Annotated in this window: 7 protein-coding genes and 1 pseudogene; all 8 read left to right on the top strand. The window is 64.3% G+C overall.

Annotated features, from left to right (window positions below):
• Window positions 1-139: 139 nt before the first annotated feature.
• On the top strand, window positions 140-1054 hold the full coding sequence (locus DY467_RS25100; RefSeq protein WP_164639745.1) for an amidohydrolase family protein: 915 nt from the start codon (window positions 140-142) through the stop codon (window positions 1052-1054).
• A 158-nt stretch (window positions 1055-1212) separates the two neighbouring features.
• Window positions 1213-1602 carry a protocatechuate 4,5-dioxygenase subunit alpha gene (ligA, locus tag DY467_RS25105; RefSeq protein WP_107346236.1) on the top strand — a complete coding sequence of 130 codons (390 nt, stop codon included), beginning with the start codon at window positions 1213-1215 and terminating at the stop codon, window positions 1600-1602.
• Window positions 1602-2456 (top strand): class III extradiol dioxygenase subunit beta, encoded by an 855-nt coding sequence (locus tag DY467_RS25110; RefSeq protein ID WP_164639747.1) that lies wholly within the window; start codon window positions 1602-1604, stop codon window positions 2454-2456. Before ligA ends, DY467_RS25110 begins: the two co-directional genes overlap by 1 nt.
• 1 nt (window position 2457) lies before the next feature.
• A complete protein-coding gene (locus tag DY467_RS25115) occupies window positions 2458-3417 on the top strand; it encodes a Gfo/Idh/MocA family oxidoreductase (protein ID WP_164639749.1) in 960 nt (319 codons plus the stop codon).
• 185 nt (window positions 3418-3602) lie between these two features.
• Window positions 3603-4001 carry a hypothetical protein gene (locus DY467_RS25120; RefSeq protein ID WP_164639751.1) on the top strand — a complete coding sequence of 133 codons (399 nt, stop codon included), beginning with the start codon at window positions 3603-3605 and terminating at the stop codon, window positions 3999-4001.
• A gap of 104 nt (window positions 4002-4105) precedes the next feature.
• Entirely contained in the window at window positions 4106-4501 is a 396-nt protein-coding gene (gene hisE / locus DY467_RS25125; RefSeq protein WP_164573595.1) for a phosphoribosyl-ATP diphosphatase, read from the top strand.
• A gap of 101 nt (window positions 4502-4602) precedes the next feature.
• The gene (locus DY467_RS25130) at window positions 4603-5184 is read left to right on the top strand and encodes a YqaA family protein (RefSeq protein ID WP_107346241.1); all 582 of its coding nucleotides are present in this window, start codon (window positions 4603-4605) and stop codon (window positions 5182-5184) included.
• Window positions 5185-5236: 52 nt separating this feature from the next.
• A pseudogene (locus DY467_RS25135) lies at window positions 5237-5499 on the top strand (hypothetical protein); the annotation flags it as partial.

A 5499-nucleotide genomic window follows, 5' to 3' on the forward strand; every position in this document is an offset into this window, starting at 1 on the left:
CCCCCGCCCCCTCCCCGCAAGGGGGAGGGGAGACGAGAGGCCGAGGCGAAACACTGACTGACTTGAACTGCTCACTTGAGCCCGCACCAACCCGAATTCGCGCTGAATTAGACCAACACGGACTGAGACGAGTAACCGAATGACCTTCGAAAAGACCCCGGGCTGGCTGGATTGGTACCAAGGCCCCTCGAAGCCGACCTTCAAGGTGCCGCCGGGCGCGGTGGATGCGCATTGCCATGTGTTTGGGCCGGGCGACGGGTTTCCGTTCGCGCCGGAGCGCAAATACACGCCGTGCGACGCGTCAAAGCAGCAGCTGTATGCGCTGCGTGATCATCTCGGCTTCGCCCGCAATGTCGTGGTGCAGGCGACCTGCCACGGCGCCGACAACCGGGCGATGGTCGACGCGCTGATCAATTCGGGCGGCAAGGCTCGCGGCGTTGCCACCGTGAAACGCAGTGTCACCGATGCCGAATTGCAGGTGATGCATGATGCCGGCGTCCGCGGCGTACGTTTCAACTTCGTGAAAAGGCTGGTCGACTTCACCCCGAAAGACGAACTGGTCGAGATCGCCGGGCGCATCAAAGAGCTCGGCTGGCACGTGGTGATCTATTTCGAGGCGGTCGACCTGCCGGAGTTGTGGGACTTTTTCACCTCGCTGCCGACCACCGTGGTGGTCGACCACATGGGCCGCCCGGACGTCACCAAGCCGGTCGACGGCCCCGAGTTCGAGCTGTTCGTCAAATTCATGCGCGAGCACGGCAATGTCTGGTCGAAGGTAAGTTGCCCGGAGCGGCTCTCGGTCTCCGGTCCGCCGGCGCTGAACGGCGAACAGAACGCGTATCGCGATGTCGTCCCGTTCGCCCGTCGCATCGTCGAGACCTTCCCGGATCGCGTGCTGTGGGGAACCGACTGGCCGCACCCGAACCTGAAGGACCACATGCCGGATGATGGCCTGCTGGTCGACTTCATCCCCCACATCGCGACGACGCCGGAACTTCAGCGCAAACTGCTGGTCGATAACCCGATGCGGCTGTACTGGCCGGAGGAGAAGTAATTCACCGCCGTCATTGCGAGCCACCGGGTCCGGCCTTTGGCCGGCCCGATGACAAGCTCCGCGAAGCAATCCAGAGCGCCGAGCACTGAGTTGGATTGCTTCGTCGCTTCGCTCCTCGCAATGACGAACCATAACCAAATTCCAGAGGAGACCCCGCCATGCCCCTCGACAAACCCTACAAGGACGTGCCCGGCACCACGATCTTCGATGCCGACATGTCGCGCCAGGGCTATCATCTCAACCAGTTCTGCATGTCGCTGATGAAGGCCGAGAACCGCGCCCGCTTCAAGGCGGACGAGCGCGCTTATCTCGACGAGTGGCCGATGAGCGAGGAACAGAAGCAGGCGGTGCTGGATCGCGACCTCAATCGCTGCATCGCGCTCGGCGGCAACATCTACTTCCTCGCCAAGATCGGCGCCACCGACGGCAAGAGCTTCCAGCAGATGGCGGGCTCGATGACCGGAATGACCGAAGAGGAATATCGCAACATGATGGTCGGCGGCGGCCGCCCGATCGAGGGCAATCGCTACGTCGGGGAGAAGAAGTAATGGCCCGTATCACCGCCAGCGTTTACACCTCGCACGTGCCGGCGATCGGTGCGGCGATCGACATGCAGAAGACCGGCGAAGACTACTGGAAGCCGGTGTTCAAGGGCTACGAGTTCTCCAAGCAGTGGCTGAAGGACCAGAAGCCCGACGTGATCTTCCTGGTGTTCAACGATCACGCCACCGCTTTCAGCCTCGACCTGATTCCGACCTTCGCGATCGGCACCGCGGCCGAGTATCAGCCGGCCGATGAAGGCTGGGGACCGCGGCCAGTGCCGAAGGTGATCGGCCATCCGCGGCTCGCCGGTCACATCGCCCACTCGGTGATCCAGGACGATTTCGACCTGACCATCGTCAACAAGATGGATGTCGATCACGGCCTCACCGTCCCGCTCAGCCTGATGTGCGGCGAGCCGCAGGCCTGGCCGTGCCCGGTGATCCCGTTCGCCGTCAACGTCGTGCAATATCCGGTGCCGTCGGGCCGGCGCTGCTACATGCTCGGCCAGGCGATCGGCCGCGCCATCCGGTCCTATGACGAAGATCTCAACGTGCAGATCTGGGGCACCGGCGGCATGAGCCACCAGCTCCAGGGGCCGCGCGCCGGCCTGATCAACCGCGAATGGGACAACGCCTTCCTCGATCAGCTGATCGCCGATCCCGAAGGCCTGTCGCAGAAGCCGCATATCGATTACGTCCGCGAGGCGGGCTCGGAGGGCATCGAGCTGGTGATGTGGCTGATCGCGCGCGGCGCGATGAGCGATGTCGCAGGCGGCCCCAAGCCCAAGGTCGCCCACCGTTTCTACCACGTCCCGGCCAGCAACACTGCGGTCGGCCACCTCATTCTGGAGAACGCCTGACATGGCAAAGACGATCAAGGTCGCCCTCGCGGGAGCGGGTGCGTTCGGCATCAAGCATCTCGACGGCATCAAGAACATCGACGGCGTCGAGGTGGTGTCGCTGATCGGGCGCCGGCTGGAGCCGACCCAGGAAGTCGCCAAGAAATACGGCATCGAGCACGTCTCGACCGAACTGTCCGACGCGCTGGCGATCAAAGAGGTCGATGCGGTCATCCTCTGCACGCCCACCCAGATGCATGCGCAGCAGGGCATCGACTGTCTGCGCGCCGGCAAGCACGTCCAGGTCGAAATCCCGCTGGCGGATTCGCTGGCGGACGCGCAGGCGGTGGTCGATCTTCAGAAGCAGACCGGCCTGGTGGCGATGTGCGGCCACACCCGCCGCTTCAATCCGAGCCATCAATACGTGCACAAGAAGATCAAGGCCGGCGAGCTGAACGTCCAGCAGATGGATGTGCAGACCTACTTCTTCCGCCGCACCAACATGAACGCACTCGGCCAGCCGCGCAGCTGGACCGATCACCTGCTGTGGCACCACGCCGCCCACACCGTCGATCTGTTCGCCTTTCAGGCAGGATCGCCGATCGTGAAGGCCAACGCCGTGCAGGGACCGATCCATCCCGATCTCGGCATCGCGATGGACATGTCGATCCAGCTCAAGGCCGCCAACGGCGCGATCTGCACGCTGTCGCTGTCGTTCAACAATGACGGTCCGCTCGGCACCTTCTTCCGCTACATTTGCGACAACGGCACCTACATCGCCCGCTACGACGATCTGGTGAACGGCAAGGAAGAGAAGATCGACGTCTCCAAGGTCGATGTCTCGATGAACGGCATCGAGCTGCAGGACCGCGAGTTCTTCGCCGCGATCCGCGAAGGCCGCGAGCCGAACGCCAGCGTCGCCCAAGTGCTGCCCTGCTACCAGGTGCTGCACGACCTCGATCAGCAGCTCGCCAAGGGCTGATCCTCCGCTCCTCCTTCGCTGCATCGCTGCGCAATGGCCGGGCTCGTCCCGGCCATTTTGCTTTGAAGCGCGGAACCATCGGCGCGCACGCAGTCCGGCCTTGTGTTTCCGAAGTGGAACCTTAGCTGCATCATGACGGTTGTCTTGGCGGATACCGAGACACACCCGTCAGGCGGAGGATACAGATGCAGAAGCGCAAATCCTTGTGGTCGTCGGGCGGCCGGACCGTCGCGATCGTCACCGCACTAGCGCTGGCCGTGCCGGCGCTCGAGCCCGCAGCGGCATTCGCTGCCGCTCCGACGACCAAGCTTCAAACCGCTGCACCGGCGAACGAGGCCGCTCCGCTGACCGATGTCAGCGCGCGCAAGCGCCGCTACGCCCGGCGTGGCGGCAACGGTAACGCGGCGGCTGCCGCCGCGTTTGTCGGGATCGTCGGCACCATCGGAGCGATCGCTGCCGCGCAGGCGCAGCGCGACGCCTATGAGAGCCGGTATCGCTACTACTATGGCGGCCCGGGTTATTACGGGGGACCGCGCTATTATGGCGCACCTTATGGCCCGCGACCGTACTACTACGGCTATTAACGCACCGAACCGACGCTCGGGCGCGCTCATCCTGCCTCTAAGGTTGGATATCGCGCCTGAGTTGCGTTAACACGACTGACATCGAAATCAGCTAAGCTGTTGAAATGGCTGATTCGCTTGAGCGCCTTTATCACGCCGTGCTCGCGGCGCGGGATCTCGATCCAGCGACGTCGCGGACGGCTCGGCTGTTTCAACGCGGCTCCGGCAAGATGGCCAAGAAGCTCGCCGAAGAGGCGATCGAAGTGGTGATCGACGCGGTCAACGGCAACCGCGAGGCGGTGATCCGCGAAAGCGCCGACCTGCTCTACAATCTCACCGTGCTATGGGCTTCGGCCGGCGTCCGCCCCGAGGATGTCTGGGCCGAGATGCGCCGCCGCGAGAACCTGCTCGGGATCGCCGAGAAGCTGCCGAAGACGCGCATCGGAAAGCCGCCGACGCCGCATGCCACCCGGCGCCCCGTGGTCGCGCAGGACGCCCGCGCGGTGCGCAAGCGTCACTGAACTCACGTCCTCTCTCCACTCGGCCTCCGGCATCCCGTTCTCCAGCATCTGTGCCTTTTGCGCCATGGACAAACCGGCGACGGAATGGTTGATCGCGCTCCATGCTGCGCAAAATCTACGACTGGTGCATCGACGCCGCCCACAAGCCCTACGCCCTCTGGATTCTCGGGCTGGTCTCGTTCGCGGAGAGCTCATTTTTTCCGGTGCCGCCGGATGTGATGCTGATTCCGATGTCGCTGGCGCGCCCGCAGCGCGCCTGGTTCTACGCGGCGCTGTGCACCGTGACGTCGGTGGCCGGCGGCGTGGTCGGTTATGCGATCGGCGCGCTGCTGTACGACTCGGTCGGGCACTGGCTGATCCAGCTCTACGGCTATGGCGACAAGGTCGAGGCGTTTCGCGCCGGCTACGCCGAATGGGGTGCCTGGATCATCCTGCTCAAGGGCCTCACCCCGATCCCCTACAAGCTCGTCACCATCACGTCGGGCTTTGCCGGCTACGACGTCTGGCTGTTCATCCTGTTCTCGATCATCGCCCGCGGCGGCCGATTCTTCATCGTCGCGGTCGTGCTGAACCGCTACGGCGTGGTGATCCGCGAGCAGATCGAGAAGCGGCTCGGCCTGTGGGTGACGATCGGCGCCGTGGTGCTGGTGCTCGGCTTCGTCATCGCCTTCAAACTGGTCTAGCGGAGACGGCGAATAGCCTTCTCTCTGCCGGCGCATCGGCGTAGGCTGGGCCATGCCCATCTCGAACCGCAGCTTGCGCTGGCGCCTCGTGCCGCGCCGCGTCGGCATTTTCACAGCCGCAATATTCGCCACAGCTCTGCTCGGCGGCCCCGCGCTGGCGCAGAATTACGCGCCCCCGCCGCCGGCCGACCGGCCTCCGCCGCCACCTCCACCGGCGCGCTCGGACAATCCGGGCCTGGTCGATGAAATCCAGAAGCTGCTGAAGACGCCGTCGTCGCTCCTGCCATCGACGTCGCTGCTGCCGTCGTTCGGCAG

This window comes from Rhodopseudomonas sp. BR0G17, from assembly GCF_010907025.1.
In the GTDB taxonomy this organism is placed as follows: Bacteria; Pseudomonadota; Alphaproteobacteria; order Rhizobiales; family Xanthobacteraceae; genus Rhodopseudomonas; species Rhodopseudomonas palustris_H.